Source organism: Comamonas koreensis, from assembly GCF_014076495.1.
Classification (GTDB): Bacteria; Pseudomonadota; Gammaproteobacteria; order Burkholderiales; family Burkholderiaceae_C; genus Comamonas; species Comamonas squillarum.
The window spans coordinates 143,094-157,635 of the sequence record NZ_CP043575.1 but is presented as its reverse complement, the minus strand read 5'-3'; the positions used below and the strand labels follow the sequence as shown (position 1 = coordinate 157,635).

Genomic DNA, 14,542 nt, shown 5'->3' with positions numbered 1-14,542 from the left:
TGTCCTGTTTATTTGCTGGCGGCGGTGTTGCCTGCAGCTTCTGGCGAGGCGGCGGGCTTGTCCGCAGCGGGTGCCTCAGCCTGGGGCGCTGCCCCGGCTGCGGGAGCCGCTGGCGCTGCCGCCTTGTCGCTCGGGTTCTTCCATGGCACCGGCGTGACGTGTGTCGCGCCCATGCCCAGCTTGATGAAGCCATCGACCATGACCTGGTCGCCCGCCTTGAGGCCTTCGCTGACCACCCAGTTCGTGCCCTTGGACTGGCTGATCTGCACCGGCCGTGGGCTGACCGAGCCATCGGCAGCGACGACCATCACGGTGTTGCCCTTTTCATTGCGGGTGACGGCCTGCTGGGGCACCAGCACGGCGTTTTCCACTTGGGCTTCCTGGATGTGCACACGCACATACATGCCCGGCAGCAGCAGGTTTTCGGGGTTGGGCAGCTCGGCGCGCACACTCACCTGGCCGGTGGCAGGGTCCACCGTCAGATCGGTGAACAGCAGCTTGCCGGGGTGGGCATAGGGCTTGCCGTCGTCGGTGTAGACGATGACCTTGGCGGCGTTGTCACCGGCCTTGGCCAGCTTGCCGGACTTGAGCGCCTCCCGCATGCGCAGGATGTCGGACGACGACTGCGTCACGTTCACATACAGCGGGTTGATCTGCTGAATCACGGCCAGTTCGGTCACACCGCTTTGGCCCACCAGCGCGCCTTCGGTCACCAAAGAGCGGCCAATGCGGCCGGAGATCGGAGCCGTCACCGAGGCATAGCCCAGGTTGATGTTGGCATTGGTGACTGCAGCTTTGCCGGCCGCGACCTGGGCCTGTGCGGCCTTTTCGTTGGCGACGGCAACGTCGTATTCCTGCTTGCTGATGGCGTTGGCTTCCACCAGGGGCTTGTAGCGGCGGGCGGTGGATGCCGCCTGGGCCAGCGTAGCCTGGGCCTGGGCCAGAGTCGCCTGTGCGCTTTCCAAGTTGGCCCGGTAGGGCGCATTATCGATCTGGAACAGCACCTGGCCGGCCTTGACGTCCGAGCCTTCGGTGAACAGACGCTTTTGCAAGATGCCCGCTACGCGCGCGCCGACCTGGGCCACCCGCACGGGCTCCAGGCGACCGGGCAGGTCGGAGACCACGGGAATGCTCTCCAGCTTCACCGTCAGAACGCTGACCTCAGGCGGCTTGGGCGCGCCTCCTTGTGGGGCTGCGTGTTCGTCTTTCTTGTTGCCGCAGGCGGTCAAGACCAGGGCAGCGACCAGCGTCAGGGCCAGCACGCCGGTTTTGCGGCGTGGGCTGGTAGCGGCTGGGCGGTTCCCGGTAGATTGGTTTGCTTCATACATCTGCTGCATGAAAGTCCCTTCGGTAGATGAGAAATGGTAAAGATGGAGAACCCGGAGGTTCCTCTAGGGCTTGTCTCACATCCGGGCGCGGATGATCCTCAATTCCCATGAAATTGCTGCGCGATTATACATACATGCGCAAATGTATAATTGTCGAAATTTGATAAATAACGCATGGCCTTTGGGTTGACAAACAGGGGTCATGTGCTTGCAAGAACGGAATACACGCGATGGCCCGACGTACCAAAGCAGAGGCAGATGAGACCCGCATCAAGCTGCTGGATGCGGCAGAACAGGTGTTCTTTGAGAAAGGCGTTGCGCGCGCCTCACTCAACGAAATCGCCCAGCGGGCAGGTGCGACCCGCGGGGCGGTGTACTGGCACTTCAAAGACAAGGTCGATGTGTTTTCATCGATGCTCGATCGCATTTGCATGCCCTTCGAGGAAATTTGTGATGACAAATACGGTGACCTCGCACCGCTGGACCGCATTCGCCGGTCCATCTATGCGGTGTTCGACAGTATGGATGGGGATGAACGCCGCCGCAAGGTATTTGACACGGCGCTGTTCAAGCTCGAATACGTCGGTGAGCTAGAGAGTGTGCGCGAAGGCCATGTCGAGAGTTTTGCCTGCTCGCAGCGCAAATTTGCCGCGGATCTGGAAGAGGCCGCCAGCCGGGACCGGGTGCAGATGCAGATGACGCCCCAGGAGGCGGCGCTGGGCTTGCACTCCCTGTTTGTGGGGCTGATCCATGGCTGGGTGCTCAATGAAGGCAACTTTCCGCTGCGCAGCATGGGTGAAAAAGCGGTCGAAGCCTATCTGGCAGGCCTGGGCTTTGGCCCCGGCAAGCTGCCTGCGGGTGCCTGAAGGCTGGTGGTGCCGGCAACAGGTGCGATGCCGCGCGACAACTGAACGGCCAGGGCATCCAAGCCATGCCATAATCTGCGGGTTGATCTGCAGCGCCTGGCGTCTGCAGCTTGTGCGGCTGTAGCTCAGTGGATAGAGTATTGGCCTCCGAAGCCAAGGGTCGTGGGTTCGATCCCCGCCAGCCGCACCACTTTGCTATCCAAGGTAGTCCAAGGAAATCTCTCAAGCCCGCATGTTTACAAGCATTGCGGGTTTTTTTTGTCCAATGTACTCTTGCCTTGTCTATGGACATCTAGCGACAAAGTTGGTATTTTTGCTGGTATCTCTCATACCAACAACGACACATACCAACAATGCCGCTCACAGACACCTTCGTGAAACAGGCCAAGCACTCCGGCAAGCCTGCAGGGGATAAGCACAGCGATGGCGGGGGCTTGTATTTGCACATCATGGCCGCTGGCAAGTATTGGCGCATGGCTTACCGGTTTGGCGGTAAGCAAAAGACATTGGCGCTTGGTGTCTATCCAGCGGTCACACTCGCACAAGCTAGACGTCGGCGAGACGATGCAAGAATCAAGCTAGCGGAAAGCATTGATCCGAGCATTGCTAAGCAGGCGGAGAAAGCCGCGAGGGCTGTGGCGGGCGAAAGCACCTTTGAGGCAGTGGCGCGTGAGTACCATGGAGTAAAAAAAGGTGGGTGGAGCGAAAAGTACGCCATCAAGTGGCTACGTGGGCTAGAGAAAGACATATTCCCCTATGTGGGTAGCATGCAACTCATCGACATCACTGCCCCACTGATGTTGAATGCTCTTCGCAAGGTAGAACGTCGGGGAAATCGAGATGCTGCCCATACGCTGAGCCAGAATTCTGGACAGGTGTTTCGCTACGGCATTCAGACGGGACGTTGTGAGCGAAACCCTATGCCTGACCTACAAGGGGCTCTGGAGCCAGTTGTCGTCAAGCATATGCCTGCTGTGTTGGAGCCTTTGAAGGTGGGCGAACTCTTGCGTGCTTTTGATAGCTACAGCGGTCAGCCGATCACCAAAGCGGCACTGCAACTGTCTGCGTTACTGTTTCAGCGGCCTGCGAATATCCGCAAAATGGAGTGGAGCTGGATCAATCTTGAGGCTGGGATGCTTACCATTCCATCGGCATCGATGAAGCGCACGGTAGTGCAAAAGCTCAATGGAAGGCCTCACTTTGTTCCGTTAGCTCCGCAGGCGGTGGAGATTCTTCGAGAAATTCAGCCGCTCACTGGGTACCGGACGTTTGTGTTCCCCTCGACAAGGGGTGAAGGGCGACCTATGTCAGATATGACCATCAACGCAGCGTTGCGCCGCCTTGGATACAGTGGAGAAGAGATGACCGCCCATGGCTTTCGAGCGATGGCTCGTACGATGATGATCGAGCGCTTACCAGGCATCCATGCCGATGTGATTGAGGCCCAACTTGCGCATGGAAAATCTGGCCCTTTGGGAGCTGCTTACGATCGCGCCGAATTCATGGATCAACGTCGTCGGATGATGGGTGAATGGGCAGATTATCTTAATCACCTAAAGCAAGGTGCTGAACTAGTACCATTAAAGACAGCATAGATGTATGAATTTGCATTGTGGCCAGGATTTGCTATTTCGATGAATTGATTGAAATATCAACTTTATAATACTGTAAAAAATGAATTTCAAACCTCCAATAGAAAGCCTTGTATCGCCTCGGCCGGATGTTATCGGGAAGGCTACATTGGACCCTGTTGTCGAATACTGCGCCGAGATTGAAGAGGTAAACCATACAGATGTCAGTTCTCACGGTGATAACATAAAAAATGCGGACCCCTATGCATCGGATCCCTATGACAAATTAATTAAAATTAAACATCAAGTAAATAGTCTTTGTATTGAGTTAATGGAACTGCAAGTCTTTACAGAGAAAGAATTGAATGTCTTTTTTTCTGAAGATGACCGCATGGCTCTTATAGAGCGAATCCGTACATCTCAATTTTTGCTTGAGTCCGGAGTATTCAGGGATTTTTGTTTAACCAAGTCCTACGCAGTGCGTATATGCAGAGAGATGCTGGAGCTTATACGTTACTACAGAAAGTGTTTTTATCGAGCTTACTTTACCCTCGGTGATTCCCTGAATGGAGTTGAGGACGAAAAAACAAAAGAAGAAAAAGAAGCTGAAAAGAAAGAGGACGATAAAAAACAAAAAAAGAAAAAGAAAATTTGGTTTATTTGCGAAGAAGACTACTTTGTGTTGCTGAGATATATGTATATAAATATTGGTAAGATGCATGCTCTAGCTCACTATTTTGAACAAAATAAAATCAAGGCGGAGACTGTTGAGCGCAAATCTAAAAAATCCGAAAGATTGTATTATAAAGCAGAAGTAAAAGAGGTGTTGTTGGAGCTTCTGGCAGAGAAATATGAACATCGCGGAGAGAGGTTTAAAACAATATCATCTGCAATAAGAGAAGTTAAAAATGATTTTCAAATTCGCTATCATTTAATGCAGGAAAGCAACGTAGATCAGCAGTATTTTGATATTGAGCATATTGATAGAAATTTTAAAAAATATCTGAAAAGTGATGATGCTTATAGAAATGCAGTATCGCAATTCATTAACTTAAAGCACTAAAAGCCACCAAATGAAAAACACTGCTGGCGTGAAAAGTAGTGCTTCTATGTCTAAATGCTGCTATATCCTACTGCATCCGAAAGTGTGGAAGCCGTGCCCAAACTCCTTGGTTTCCAACTTGCACAAATAACTGGATCGAAAGAAGGCTTCATCGAAAGACTGAGCGTCATCCTTTGTGATCAAATACGTGGGATTTTGGGGAATGTGAATCAATCCCACCAGATCATTCATCACAACACCTAAGGCACTTGCCCAGGCTTTATGAATACGGCTATACATGTTGTCGTTATCTAGATTGAACTTCCCGATATGGGCATATGCATCGTTATTCAATAGAAGGTTTATATGGTAGTGAACCCTTCCGGTACTACTTACTTCTCGACCCCATGTATATCGTACGTCCGTGTCATGCACGCGATTGCCCAACTTCCGACTTCTACTTTGAGAGCTCTGGATTTGAGAGCGCAAAGATGAAAAGAATTTATTGATTAAGTCATTGTCATTTAATCCTGCTGAAAAATAGTTGTCGGGAATGTGCAGATCGAATCGCATCGAGCATACGCGAGGATATTTGCTTAATGCTTTTTCGAAGCAATTTAGTGATCGCGCAAGATTTTCCTTAATTAATGGCCCATGATTGATTTGCACTTCATGTCCTTGATAGAAAGGTTCATGATGCAGATGGTGATTTGTGTTGAGTGGATTACGCTTCATGAGTTGTATCTTGCGGTTATTAGGACATACCCTTCGAAGCTTTCTATAAATCTCAATATTTTTTTCTCATTTTCTTATACTGGATGGGTTCAGCTGGGGAGTAGATGTGCCAATCACTAGGAGCTCACTGGCTTAGTTGATTTCACCACTCCTTTGATGCGATTGAGTTGATTGTTTACTGATCTCGTTAGTTGAGTTTGATCTTGTTTATTAATATTTTATTTATTAATAATACTTAAACATACACTGTTGCTTGGGGTGAAGTCACTAATAGTGATAGGTATTCTTGCTGGGTACATCCATAAAGTGGAATTTTCATTTTAAAATCCACTCGGTAAAACAAACATCCTAGATGATGCTGATTCCTGTCTTTATAATTTTTCTATCCTTCAGCAATAGACGTGCTTGGGAATCGCTCTATCAAATGCAAAAGGCTGCTACACCTGCTACGTAGCAGGTGTAGCAGCCACTTTGTGAACTCAGATGCGAAGTTGGATCAGGGAAATGTTGGGAGTCTTACTCTGGAGCAAACTATTCCAGACATCTTCCATTGGGGGACTCAACTTTGGGATTGAGATCTGTCCATTGAAACCCGTGGTGTTGAGAATGACACTACAGCTGCTACGTCCACCGTGTTGCCTTTCTACACGCACTAAATTTTTACTCTCCAAAATTCCCAAAGCAGTATCAAGCTCAATGCTTGAGCGACAGCCGTATGGTCCGTGGCGAAGTAGCCATGATTTTGGAAATCCGTAATATTTCCATTTTTGGTGATTTTTGCAAAGAAATTCGTATACCCTTGTAGCATTCGAGTGGGCGATTGCTATCGGATCTTTGAATCCGAATAGCTTCTTGAATTCTGCAATGTAAACCTTACAAAGATCAGCAGAAAACTGCGCAGTCTCGGCACTGATATCGCCCTTTAAACCACAGAAGCAATGCAATACGGCAGCAATGCGGGACATATTGTTGGAAATCTTTGATGCAAAATCTTTGATGTCTGAAAGAACCCCGTTTTGAGCGAGGGCTGACTCAACTTCGTTATAGAAATTCTTCCAGACTTTGGCAGCAGCAGGTGAGAAGTGAACTAGTTTTCTAGGTTGACCATCGGTCTCCAGGGATTCATGCAGCAGCTCAAGTGCTCGGTTTCGGAGCCAGTCAATGTACTCTTGGTTTTTGGTTTTCTGAGACTCTTGAGTAGGTGCAAAATTACTAAAACGCGTGCCCTGTGTCGAATCAGGCTCGGTGACGAGGAATCGGGCAAAAAAGCCAGAAGAGCGTGCACCACTTTCTTTGCGTTTGAGGGCATGTTCAAATGTTTTTTTCTGGATCATGGCGGAGATGGTCAAGCGTGCATTTCGCACGGTATAGCTTGGCTTTGAGGATCGGTCTACAAAGACATCTCCACCATCCCACACCTTATTGGCACGAAGAAGAAAGCCCAAATTTGCCCTCTCAAAAAGAATTCCTCCTTCGCTGGAGTTAAGAACTGCATTGGGAGAGGTATTAGCAAGGCTCTCCAGTAGAGCCGACATGGTGGTGTCCTCAAAAATAATGCGAAGCGCTGGAGTAGTTCGTGGTTCCTTTTCATAGTGTGCGAGCAGCTTGGTTTTGTGGTTCAAGATTGATGCTTCATTGCCCTGATCAACTGCACTGTCGAGCAGTTTTTGGTAAGCCTTGCGTTGGGACTTCCACACGTCGTATTCAACCTTATGCGCTGCAGGCTCTAAGCAAATACCATCATTTTTCTCTTGCTCAAAATCGGAAACAATGCGCATGAACTTCGCATCCGTAGACGTCTTGCGCTCACCAGATTCGGCGATCGTGAGAATGAACAAGCTTGTAGGGCTACGGCCACCGCCTGGACAGGCGACATCGAATAGGCCTTGAGTGCAGCTAGCCGCCATGGAAAGTGCTGAGCCAAAGACCATGCCTACCGGAGACTGGATTTCGGATTGAACGGCATGAATGGCTTGTTTGAATGAAGCAAGCGAGTTGATAATTTTCTCAGGCTCGTCAATATAAACAGTAGAAGTATCTATGCTTATTTGGGAGGCATTGTTTGAGATTGTGTAGCTTTTCATGATTCTGGCCTTTTTGGAAATAAATGGATAAAAACCCCCATTGCACCCGATTCTCATAGGAGTCATCGGGTGCATTTCTATTTGGAGTGGAAAATTAAGGGTGGCTGGTTTATTTACAACTGAACGTGCGCTAGATGCTATTGCTGAGGTTGGCAGTGACCTATTTCTAGCCAAGAAATAGATCAGCAGCGATGAGGCATAGGCGCATTAGTGGACACGGGAGTTTTGAACCCAGTCCACCACTTCCGATTCAATCCAACCTACGGAGCGCAAACCTAGCCGGACACGTTTGGGAAACGTAGGATCAAAGCATGGGCTCGTTGGGTCATATTTTGCGAAAAGCGTGCTGTGTGCAAGTCCCGTCATTTCCTTGACTTTTTGCATGCGCACAACGCGGAAAGGGCGCTCATTTGGGGAAAATTGGTTCACTTTGAACTCCGTTAGTGGTTGTTGACGAAACGGAGTATCGGGATTCATCTGCAGCACAGGGGAACACGTGTATCAATAAAAAATTGATGAGGTACCGTGTATCACGTATCTTTCTGCGCTGTAGCTTGCCGTATATGAACTTTCTACTCATTTTTTAGGAGCGTTCGGTTTGCCTGTTCTCTAAGCGAGCCATTGCTGGCTAGCGTGTTTAAAGAAATAGCCCTGCTCCTCTGATCCCAAATCTCTTCAGTCATATATCCCTGATGTGATGCAGGAACGGTTTGCTGCGAAGCGAGCTGTTCCGCATTGATTTCACTTCTCTCTTCTATCTATTCAGCGCCCCTGGCTTTCGAGCCCGGGGCGCTTTTCTTTACGTCAGGAGTTTCTATGTCTATCCATTGTCCCCATTGCCATTCATTGAACGTCCGCGCCAAGAGCGTCGCCAAGGAGTTAGGCCAGCGTGTCGGTTCTGCCGCTGGTACAGCCACGGGTATCGCTGGAGCCATGCAAGGCGCCACTGCTGGTGCATCTGTCGGGTTTGTGGCCGGCCCCGTAGGTGGCGTCCTCGGCTCCTTGCTCGGCGCCATCATCGGTGGTGTTGTCGGCGGCACCGTCGGTCACGAAGTCGGAGGCCGCATTGGCGAGCAGATCGATGAGACCTATTTGGACAACTACGAATGCCTGAGCTGCGGCAATTCGTTCAAGGCTTGATGCAAGGAGATCACCATGTCCCATCTCGTCGAAACCATGGCCTACGCAGGTCAGACCCCCTGGCACCAACTGGGCAGCCACCTGCCTCGCAAGCAATCCCTCGATGTCTGGGCTCAAGCCGCAGGCATGCAGTGGCAGATCCTCGAAACGCCGGTGCGCTATCTGGCAGCTGACAGCTCGGAAGCGTCTTCTGCCATGTACGCCGAGCCCATGGAGTTCCCCGACCAGAAGGTGCTCTACCGCAGTGACACCAAGGCACCCCTGTCAGTGGTCAGCAACCGCTACCAGGTGGTGCAACCCCGGGATGTGCTGGAGTTCTACCGGGATCTCACGGAGCTTGCTGGTTATGAACTGGAGACGGCCGGTGTGCTCAAGGCAGGTCGCAAGTTCTGGGCCTTGGCCCGGACTGGCAAATCAGTTGCCCTCAAAGGCGATGATGTCGTACATGGCTACCTGCTCTTGGCGACTTCCTGTGATGGCACCCTGGCCACGGTCGCCATGCCCACCACCGTGCGGGTAGTTTGCAACAACACCCTGGCGATTGCCTTGCAGGGAGCGACCAATGCCGTGAAGGTCTCCCACTCCACCCGCTTTGATGCCCAGGCCGTCAAACGTCAATTGGGTATTGCCGTGGGCCAGTGGGATTCCTTCATGTACCAGATGCGCACCCTGGCAGAACGCAAGGTCAAGAGCCACGAGGCCATGAACTTCTTCCTGAAGGTGCTGTGCGCATCAGACAAACCCGGTATCGGCGGAGCAGGGCAGTCCACGGGTTTGACCAATGAGCGGGCCTTGCAGAAGGCGCAAATGCTCTTTGACGGCCATGGGCGCGGCGCCACCTTGTCCGCAGCCCAGGGCACAGCCTGGGGTTTGCTCTGTTCCATCACCGAGTATGTGGACCATGAACGCCGGGCTCGCAGCCAGGACAACCGCCTGGACAGTGCCTGGTTCGGTGTGGGGGCTGCCGTCAAGCAGCGTGCACTGGAACACGCCTTGCAACTGGTGGCCTGAATCCACCGGCTTGTGGCGCGCCTTTCGCCTTTCGGCCCTAGGCCTTCTCCCTCTGTCCCTTCCTTTCTCATTCAAAGCCTCTCGACGTCATAGGCCCTCACCACTGCGGTGAGGGCTTTGTGCTTTCGAGATTTTGTGGGCAGGGGACTGGAGAAGGAAGGCAATCGCCTGCATTGGTCTTTCCTTGTCTGTTTCTTTGTCTATTTCTTCACCCATTTCATTGGAGGCACCATGTCGACACCTGTTTTTAACCCTGTATCAGCCTCACAGGCAAGACGCCCCGCACTGCGCCTCGTTTCCACTCGGGACATGCCGCGCGAGACCTGGCTGGACGTGCGCCGCCAAGGCATCGGCGGCTCCGATGCTGCAGCTTCCGTGGGATTGAACCCTTATCAGTCCCAACTGGAGTTGTGGATGCACAAGACAGGCAAGGGCCACCTCCTGCCGACCGTGGATCCCAACGACGAGACCAGCCCCATGTACTGGGGCACCTTGCTCGAACCCATTGTCGCCGCCCACTACACCAAGCGCACCGGCAACAAGGTGCGCCGGGTCAATGCCGTACTGGGCCACCCCCAGGTTCCCTGGATGCTCGCCAACATCGACCGGGAAGTGGTGGGAGCTTCTGATGTCCAGATCTTGGAATGCAAGACTGCAGGCATCAACGGTGCCAAGCTCTGGAGAGATGGCGTTCCGGAATACATCCAGCTGCAGGTCATGCACCAACTGGCCGTGACAGGCAAGCAGGCCGCCGATGTGGCCGTCCTGATCTGCGGGCAGGAGTTGCAAATCCACCGCATCGAGCGGGACGAGACCATGATCACCCAATTGATGGCCTTGGAGGCGCAGTTCTGGGAACGAGTTGAGACTGGACAGGCGCCAGACGCAGATGCGTCGGACAGCACGGCAGTTGCGCTGCGCAGCCTGTACTCGCAGGACAGTGGCGACACCGTCGATCTGTCCGAGGACGAGAGTGCTTGCCATGCATTTGCCAAGCTGCTTCATGTTCGCAAGCTCCTGCAGGACTGGGAGGTCCAGGAAGCATTGCTGAAACACCAGATCCAGCAGCGCATGGGTGTGGCCTCGTACGCGACCTTCCCTGGTAGCTCGGTGAGCTGGAAGCGTTCCAAGGACGGCAAGGCCTTCAACACTGCTGCATTCGAGAAAGTCCATCCGGAGCTGGCCAAGGCCTATACGAGCGTCAAAGCCGGATCACGGCGATTCCTGCTGCAGGAATCGGGCTGAGCTTGCAGTTCAGCTCAACACCCCGTAATCACTGGCCACCAATATCCGATCGCCAATCAGCGGTCAGCAATTCAACCCATCAGCCCCTTGCTTCTTCACTGGAGCAAGGGGCTTTTGCATTTCTGGAGAAACACCATGATCAAAGGACTGATGATGACGCCCCCTGTGGTAGGGCGCATCTCCATCGGCAAGGTCATCGAGCGCAATGGCAAGCGATTGCCGGAGAAAGATGACGAATTCACCATCACCACCCAGGTCCAAAGCCGCAGGGGCTGGGTACTACACCCCATGGATGCCATCCTGCGCGCGGAGATCGCCGACCGTGCATTGATGACAACAGGCGTGGAGGTGACGGAGTTGCAGACACTGCCGCCAGAGTTCGAAGGTGTAGCGCAACAACCGAAGCAGACCTTGCAGGACAAGCTCGCCAGGCGGGCCAGGGCAGCAAATCCTTCTCAGACCACAAATGGAGATGGCGAGCAAGGCACCAACCCGGCGCAGAAGGCGATGACGGAGGCTGTCAATCCAGCCGATGGCAATGCGCCAACCTATGCCCATACTGCCAAACCTAAGCTGCGCAGCATCCCTATCCGCGTTCTCTTCAACGACCCAGCACTGAACCTGCGGGCCAACTACACCCTGTTCGACCGAGCCACGGCGCGGCCCCTCTGTGTGGGAGATGGGCAGACCTGCAAACGCACCTGCAAACGCACGACCGCCAAGGGCATTGAGGCACACCCCTGCGAAGGCCCGGATCTGTGTGCCCTGGCCATTGAAGGCGGGTGCAAGCCGTTTGGACGCTTCCACATGCGCATTGACCACCCGGACAACCAGGCCGACGCCATGAGCACCTTTGTGCTGCGTACCACCGGGATCAACTCCCTGCGCACTCTGATGACCCGCATGCAGTACCTGCAGGCGGCCAGTGGCGGATTGCTGGCATATCTCCCACTGGAGCTGCGCTTGCGCGCCAAATCCACGGCCATGTCGCACCGCACTCCGATCTACTACGTGGACCTCGGTATCCGCAATGGAATGCCGCTTGACGCAGCCATCAGCCAGGCAGCGCAGGCTGCGGAATATGCGCAGAAGGTGGGCTACGACCAGCAAGCGCTGGAGCAAGCTGCGAGAGATGGTTATGCGCTGGGGCTGTTTGAGGAACTGGAGCAGGAGGCGACAGAGATCGTGCAAGAGTTCTATCCGCAGGCAACAGAGTCCACGGGGCAGGGGATGCATATGCAGGAGATGCATCAACCCGAGAGGGGGAGGAGCAAGCAGCATGGCTGACTCTGCGGGCAAGGGGCTCATCCACCGCTACATGTATGGCATCCGGTTTGAAGGACCATGGGAGTATCGGGTGACAAGCCCGTCGGGGCGCAGGCGCTGGAGCTACATGTTTCCAGATACGGATCGCGGCAGCGTATCGAATCCGGGAGGCCTGGAATGGTGCTTGAGGCGCTGTGCGGCAGTGATGACGCAACGACCTCTTCGCAGCATTGCTGTCTCTCCGTCATTGAGCACACCCAAAGATGACCGTCGTGGGTGGAAAGAGCTGTTTCCGGTATGTGAGATCCGGAGCGCCACGGCCACCGGAACCGAGTCGATGAATTGTCTGGGAGTAATTCTGGAGCATGGTGGTTGTGCATTGCTCAAGCTGGTATTGCATCGCAGGCAATGTGGCACGTTGGAGGACACCGTCTGCTGGGTCTGGGTGGTGGGTGTGGAGATGATGGAGTTGCCTGCAACGGTAGAGGGTAGCTTATCCCGACCCAGGCATACCATCAGGGCCGCACTGGTTGCCAGTCACGCGTGGAGCGCGCCGTGGGGTAGCGGGTTTGGCGCTCGTGTCTTATGGGGCGCACTTGGGCAATGCATTCTCTGCTCTGTGGACGGAGCGCGATTGCAAGGCCGGTGTGTGGAGGTTGTGACCATCGTGCCCAAGCATTCGCAACATGCGACGTGAGAAGAGAAAAGGATGAACCCGGCTAGCGCCGGGTCCATCCTTTCTGATTCTTTTTTTCTTCTGCGGCTATGGCAATGCCGGTGCTACCGGTGCGTCTCCGGCGGCTTGATCAATGTCCAGGCCTTCACGTCCAGCGCTTGCGCAATGCGCTCGATATTGGCCAGCGACACATTCCAGCGCGATCGCTCCACGGCTGATACGTACGTCCTGTCCAATTCGCATTCCAGTGCCAGTCGCTCCTGCGACCAGCCTTTCTCGACCCGTTTGAGACGCACCCAGTACGCAAAAACATCGCGCAGGTTGTCGGGATCGGGAAGATGAGTGGGAGGAGTGGGTTTGGCAGACACCCTCCTAGCATCGGTTTCTGATACATTTACATCTACGGAGTTTGCTTCACATATTAATGCGGAAAGAAACCCAATCCGGCATCAGCGGGGCATCTCCGAGTACTGAATACCAAGAAAAGGAGTGCGCGCATGCGCTTGGGTGCGCCTACCGCATCACGCCCGCGCCTGGCAATGCGATGCCGCTCGGCTCGACAGTGACCTATCGCAGTGCGTGGGAGACTGGATGAGCCTCATCCGTGCCAGCTATTTCCCTTGGAAGTCTCTCTAAGGCTTCGCTTCATGGTCCGCGGCAGTGGCCCCATTCACCTTTCACATACCTATGAAAAATCTCACCCTCGTTGTGGCTTGCTCCGCTATCGCTCTTTCTGCTTGCAGCAAGGGCCCCGTTGACATCGTCAAGTCCAGCTATATCGACGGTGCTCGCACCACGACAGTTGCCAACGGTCTGGGCAAGCGGCCCCTTTGTAAAAGTATCGATTGGGATAGTTTCAAGGATGGGAAGAGCCGCGTGGTGGTGCAGTACAAATGCACCATCATCGATGGTGAAGACTTTCAGAAAGAAATGAGAGAGGACTATCTGCAGCGCATCACGAAGGCTGCAGAACAATCTGTCGTCAGCGCTATGAGAGATCGCGAAAGCGCGGCGAAGCGAATTGAAGAAGATTTTCCGTATGAAAGAAATCTGATCGAACGCGCGCAGCGAGCAATTGAGCGGATCCAAGCGCTACCTGAGCAGCGATCTTTGCAACGGGACCAGATCATGGGCCTTCGGTTCGAAATCGAAGAATATGAAAGGGGTTTAGAGGTAAGTCGGCGCGAAGCAAAACGAAAACTACAAAGCGCTGAAGACGACATCCTAACCGCTCAAAAGCGGAATGACACAGAGCTTCTGAGAAAGGAAGCAATGGCACGGCATCCTGTGTACCAAGGCACATCAGAAATCTTCCAGTGGATAGTTAATGCCGAAGGGCAGCCGGTGATCACATATGGTGAGATACAAGCTAAAGATGTCAAGGGACAGGAGCAAACGCTGATGAAGTACAACCAGCCGCATCGCATGCTTGGCCTTGCTTCGCAAGCACAGGAGAGCAAAATTTTGGACTACATGCAAGGGATCGGTATGGCGTCTTTTCTGGGGGTGCTCGGGCGGTGACTCTGACATCCGTCAGACGAATCAAAATTGCTGAGAAATATTTATTTTGAAAACTCA

13 protein-coding genes and 1 tRNA gene are annotated in these 14,542 nt (G+C 53.3%); 9 read left to right on the top strand and 5 right to left on the bottom strand.

Translation table 11 applies throughout. The features are described 5' to 3' along the window. Window positions 1-8: 8 nt before the first annotated feature. On the bottom strand, window positions 9-1,337 hold the full coding sequence (locus F0Q04_RS00730; RefSeq protein ID WP_420093969.1) for an efflux RND transporter periplasmic adaptor subunit: 1,329 nt from the start codon (window positions 1,335-1,337) through the stop codon (window positions 9-11). Window positions 1,338-1,558: 221 nt separating this feature from the next. Here F0Q04_RS00730 and F0Q04_RS00725 point away from each other — a divergent pair, with 221 nt between their 5' ends. The 4 genes from F0Q04_RS00725 (at window position 1,559) to F0Q04_RS00710 (ending at window position 4,828) form a co-directional block, all read left to right on the top strand. Beyond that, complete coding sequence (locus F0Q04_RS00725) at window positions 1,559-2,194, top strand: TetR family transcriptional regulator (RefSeq protein ID WP_116926847.1); 636 nt, start codon at window positions 1,559-1,561, stop codon at window positions 2,192-2,194. A gap of 114 nt (window positions 2,195-2,308) precedes the next feature. Then, window positions 2,309-2,384: transfer RNA gene (locus F0Q04_RS00720), tRNA-Arg, on the top strand. A gap of 163 nt (window positions 2,385-2,547) precedes the next feature. Continuing rightward, the gene (locus tag F0Q04_RS00715) at window positions 2,548-3,789 is read left to right on the top strand and encodes a tyrosine-type recombinase/integrase (RefSeq protein WP_182343992.1); all 1,242 of its coding nucleotides are present in this window, start codon (window positions 2,548-2,550) and stop codon (window positions 3,787-3,789) included. 79 nt (window positions 3,790-3,868) lie between these two features. Beyond that, window positions 3,869-4,828: a hypothetical protein gene (locus F0Q04_RS00710; RefSeq protein WP_182343989.1), complete on the top strand. Its 960-nt coding sequence runs from the start codon at window positions 3,869-3,871 to the stop codon at window positions 4,826-4,828. Window positions 4,829-4,888: 60 nt separating this feature from the next. Here the strand turns inward: F0Q04_RS00710 and F0Q04_RS24285 are convergent, their stop codons facing one another. The 3 genes from F0Q04_RS24285 to F0Q04_RS24280 form a co-directional block, all read right to left on the bottom strand. Beyond that, window positions 4,889-5,542: an inovirus Gp2 family protein gene (locus F0Q04_RS24285; RefSeq protein ID WP_043340216.1), complete on the bottom strand. Its 654-nt coding sequence runs from the start codon at window positions 5,540-5,542 to the stop codon at window positions 4,889-4,891. Between the two features lie 479 nt (window positions 5,543-6,021). Further along, a complete protein-coding gene (locus F0Q04_RS00700; protein WP_182343987.1) occupies window positions 6,022-7,626 on the bottom strand; it encodes a YfjI family protein in 1,605 nt (534 codons plus the stop codon). A gap of 207 nt (window positions 7,627-7,833) precedes the next feature. Beyond that, a complete protein-coding gene (locus F0Q04_RS24280; RefSeq protein WP_373604922.1) occupies window positions 7,834-8,010 on the bottom strand; it encodes a helix-turn-helix transcriptional regulator in 177 nt (58 codons plus the stop codon). 432 nt (window positions 8,011-8,442) lie between these two features. Between F0Q04_RS24280 and F0Q04_RS00690 the strand changes: the two genes are divergently transcribed. The 4 genes from F0Q04_RS00690 (at window position 8,443) to F0Q04_RS23905 (ending at window position 12,309) form a co-directional block, all read left to right on the top strand. Next, window positions 8,443-8,766, top strand: coding sequence for a hypothetical protein (locus F0Q04_RS00690; RefSeq protein WP_182343985.1), 324 nt, complete (start codon window positions 8,443-8,445; stop codon window positions 8,764-8,766). A gap of 15 nt (window positions 8,767-8,781) precedes the next feature. Next, window positions 8,782-9,777, top strand: a complete 996-nt coding sequence (locus F0Q04_RS00685; protein WP_182343983.1) for a DUF932 domain-containing protein — start codon at window positions 8,782-8,784, stop codon at window positions 9,775-9,777. Between the two features lie 231 nt (window positions 9,778-10,008). Next, window positions 10,009-11,022 carry a YqaJ viral recombinase family protein gene (locus tag F0Q04_RS00680; protein ID WP_182343981.1) on the top strand — a complete coding sequence of 338 codons (1,014 nt, stop codon included), beginning with the start codon at window positions 10,009-10,011 and terminating at the stop codon, window positions 11,020-11,022. Between the two features lie 135 nt (window positions 11,023-11,157). Next, a complete protein-coding gene (locus tag F0Q04_RS23905) occupies window positions 11,158-12,309 on the top strand; it encodes a phage capsid protein (protein ID WP_232539468.1) in 1,152 nt (383 codons plus the stop codon). A 759-nt stretch (window positions 12,310-13,068) separates the two neighbouring features. On the opposite strand, the gene F0Q04_RS00670 is transcribed toward F0Q04_RS23905, so the two are convergent. Next, entirely contained in the window at window positions 13,069-13,332 is a 264-nt protein-coding gene (locus tag F0Q04_RS00670) for a helix-turn-helix domain-containing protein (protein WP_021027136.1), read from the bottom strand. A gap of 319 nt (window positions 13,333-13,651) precedes the next feature. Between F0Q04_RS00670 and F0Q04_RS00665 the strand changes: the two genes are divergently transcribed. Continuing rightward, window positions 13,652-14,485, top strand: a complete 834-nt coding sequence (locus F0Q04_RS00665) for a hypothetical protein (RefSeq protein WP_021027132.1) — start codon at window positions 13,652-13,654, stop codon at window positions 14,483-14,485. Window positions 14,486-14,542: the final 57 nt, after the last annotated feature.

What these genes read in the sequence shown, in the direction of transcription:
- F0Q04_RS00730 (WP_420093969.1), bottom strand. Translation starts at nt 1,337, where the DNA reads ATGCAGCAGATGTATGAAGCAAACCAATCTACCGGGAACCGCCCAGCC.
- F0Q04_RS00725 (WP_116926847.1), top strand. Translation starts at nt 1,559, where the DNA reads ATGGCCCGACGTACCAAAGCAGAGGCAGATGAGACCCGCATCAAGCTG.
- F0Q04_RS00715 (WP_182343992.1), top strand. Translation starts at nt 2,548, where the DNA reads ATGCCGCTCACAGACACCTTCGTGAAACAGGCCAAGCACTCCGGCAAG.
- F0Q04_RS00710 (WP_182343989.1), top strand. Translation starts at nt 3,869, where the DNA reads ATGAATTTCAAACCTCCAATAGAAAGCCTTGTATCGCCTCGGCCGGAT.
- F0Q04_RS24285 (WP_043340216.1), bottom strand. Translation starts at nt 5,542, where the DNA reads ATGAAGCGTAATCCACTCAACACAAATCACCATCTGCATCATGAACCT.
- F0Q04_RS00700 (WP_182343987.1), bottom strand. Translation starts at nt 7,626, where the DNA reads ATGAAAAGCTACACAATCTCAAACAATGCCTCCCAAATAAGCATAGAT.
- F0Q04_RS24280 (WP_373604922.1), bottom strand. Translation starts at nt 8,010, where the DNA reads ATGCAAAAAGTCAAGGAAATGACGGGACTTGCACACAGCACGCTTTTC.
- F0Q04_RS00690 (WP_182343985.1), top strand. Translation starts at nt 8,443, where the DNA reads ATGTCTATCCATTGTCCCCATTGCCATTCATTGAACGTCCGCGCCAAG.
- F0Q04_RS00685 (WP_182343983.1), top strand. Translation starts at nt 8,782, where the DNA reads ATGTCCCATCTCGTCGAAACCATGGCCTACGCAGGTCAGACCCCCTGG.
- F0Q04_RS00680 (WP_182343981.1), top strand. Translation starts at nt 10,009, where the DNA reads ATGTCGACACCTGTTTTTAACCCTGTATCAGCCTCACAGGCAAGACGC.
- F0Q04_RS23905 (WP_232539468.1), top strand. Translation starts at nt 11,158, where the DNA reads ATGATCAAAGGACTGATGATGACGCCCCCTGTGGTAGGGCGCATCTCC.
- F0Q04_RS00665 (WP_021027132.1), top strand. Translation starts at nt 13,652, where the DNA reads ATGAAAAATCTCACCCTCGTTGTGGCTTGCTCCGCTATCGCTCTTTCT.